At 62.8% G+C, this 1,875-nt stretch carries 4 protein-coding genes; 3 read left to right on the top strand and 1 reads right to left on the bottom strand.

The genetic code is table 11. The features are described from left to right. Positions 1-344, top strand: a 344-nt coding sequence (locus HX846_RS19615; protein WP_178965940.1) for a tetratricopeptide repeat protein, incomplete at its 5' end; no start/stop codon positions are given. Between the two features lie 3 nt (positions 345-347). Here the strand turns inward: HX846_RS19615 and HX846_RS19610 are convergent. Further along, on the bottom strand, positions 348-695 hold the full coding sequence (locus tag HX846_RS19610) for a hypothetical protein (protein WP_003209997.1): 348 nt from the start codon (positions 693-695) through the stop codon (positions 348-350). Between the two features lie 135 nt (positions 696-830). Here HX846_RS19610 and HX846_RS19605 point away from each other — a divergent pair, with 135 nt between their 5' ends. Together HX846_RS19605 and HX846_RS19600 are read left to right on the top strand one after the other, a co-directional pair. Beyond that, entirely contained in the window at positions 831-1,442 is a 612-nt protein-coding gene (locus HX846_RS19605) for a DUF2796 domain-containing protein (RefSeq protein WP_178965939.1), read from the top strand. A 148-nt stretch (positions 1,443-1,590) separates the two neighbouring features. Next, on the top strand, positions 1,591-1,875 hold a 285-nt coding region (locus HX846_RS19600; RefSeq protein WP_178965938.1), incomplete at its 3' end, for an ATP-binding cassette domain-containing protein.

Here is a 1,875-nt window from a genome sequence, read left to right as displayed (position 1 = left end):
TCGACGCCGTCAAGAGCGATGATCACAAGGCCGCACTGGCCGGCGCCAAGGCGCAGATCACTTTCCTGCGCCAGGCCGCCGACCTGCCGGACGCCGCAGACCTGAAAGCCCGCCTGGCGCAAAACCCGCAGGATGACGAGGCGGTGTACCAACTGGCCGTGCAACAACTGGCGCGCCAGCAATACGACGCCGCGCTGGATGGCTTGCTCAAGCTGTTCATCCGCAACCGCAGCTACAGCGAAGGCCTGCCCCACAAGACGCTGTTGCAGGTGTTCGAACTGCTCGGCAACGATCATCCGCTGGTCACCGTGTACCGCCGCAAGCTGTTCGCCGCGCTTTACTAATCGTTACTCGATCCAACTGTACAGCGGCGTATCCCCGCCGCTGGCCACCTTGACCTTGGCGCTATGGCGCAGGCGCACCAGCAGGCGCTTGCCCGCCGAGGCGCTGCCGGCCAGGCCTTCCAGCTGATCAAGCAATTCCAGGCCGTTGAGTTGCCCGGCCTTGCGCAGTAAATCCTGGGCGGCCTGCCACAGGCTCTCGTCCAGGTTACCCGCCGCCGGCGTCACTACCGGTTCCGCACTCGGGGTTTTGCTGGCCTGCAACTGCGCGCCCAGCCGGGCCCAATCGCCGTCATCCAGCTCCAGGGTCAAGTCCACCGGCAGGTCACCGACGGTTCCACGAATTCTCAACATCGCACTTACTCCCGCACTTTTCTGACGAGCATGCTCCCACGCGTCTTGCGCTACGCCAAGCAGGCGGTCAAACTCCTCGCAAAATTGTTATAAGATCACATAACAAAACTTTCATCTTTGTCCGGGAGCTCCACCATGCGCCGTTTGCTGCTCGCTTTGCCGTTTGCCCTGTTGCCACTGGCCATCGCCCAGGCTGCCGACGAGCACGACCATGATCACGAGCACGGCAGCCTCGGTGCCCACGAACACGGCGTGGGTCGCCTCAATGCGGTGCTCGACGGCCAGGCTCTGGAGCTGGAACTGGACAGCCCGGCGATGAACCTGGTGGGCTTCGAACATCTCGCCACCACCCCTGCCGATAAAGCCAAGGTCGCCGCCGCCCGCAAGCAACTGGAGCAACCCTTGGTGCTGTTCAGCATGCCCAAGGCCGCCGGTTGCGTGATCAGCACCCAGGAACTGAACAGCCCGCTGTTCGGCGACAAGCCTGAAGCCGACCACGATGAAGACGATGACGACCACGCCACCGATGGCAAAGGCGCCGCCGCCCATGAACATCACCACGACCACAGCGAAATCCACGCTCACTACCAGTTCACTTGCGCCACGCCGACCGCCCTGAGCAACCTCGACCTGACCCAGGTGTTCAAGACCTTCCCCGCCACCCAGAAAATTCAGGTACAACTCATTGGCCCGAGCGGCCAGCAGGGTGTGGAAGCGACGGCCACAGCAGCCACCCTGAAATTCTGATGTAAACACCACACTGTAGGAGCTGGCTTGCCTGCGATGCAGACGCCGCGGTGCTCCAGAAACACCGCGGTGATGCCATCGCAGGCAAGCCAGCTCCTACCGTTGATCGGTGTCATCATCCAAATCGAGCCAGACCACTGACCTCCCTATGACCCAAGCACTTATCGAACTGTCTGACCTGGGCTTCAATTGGCCCGGTCACCCACAGTTGCTGGACATCCCCACGTTCCGCCTGGAGCCGGGGGAAACCCTGTTCCTCAAGGGCCCCAGCGGCAGTGGCAAGACCACCCTGCTCGGCCTGCTGGGCGGTGTGCAAAAGCCCAGCCGCGGCAGTATTCGCCTGCTGGGCCAGGAGCTGACCGAACTCTCGGCCGGCGCCCGCGACCGTTTCCGGGTCGACCACACCGGCTACATCTTCCAGCAGTTCAACCTG

Origin of the sequence: Pseudomonas sp. K5002 (genome assembly GCF_013386655.1) — a bacterium.
Lineage (GTDB): Bacteria > Pseudomonadota > Gammaproteobacteria > Pseudomonadales > Pseudomonadaceae > Aquipseudomonas.
This window is presented reverse-complemented; position numbering and strand designations above follow the sequence as displayed.

Bases quoted from the DNA above. Each gene is read 5' to 3' on its own strand.
- HX846_RS19610 (WP_003209997.1), bottom strand. From the start codon at position 695: ATGTTGAGAATTCGTGGAACCGTCGGTGACCTGCCGGTGGACTTGACC.
- HX846_RS19605 (WP_178965939.1), top strand. From the start codon at position 831: ATGCGCCGTTTGCTGCTCGCTTTGCCGTTTGCCCTGTTGCCACTGGCC.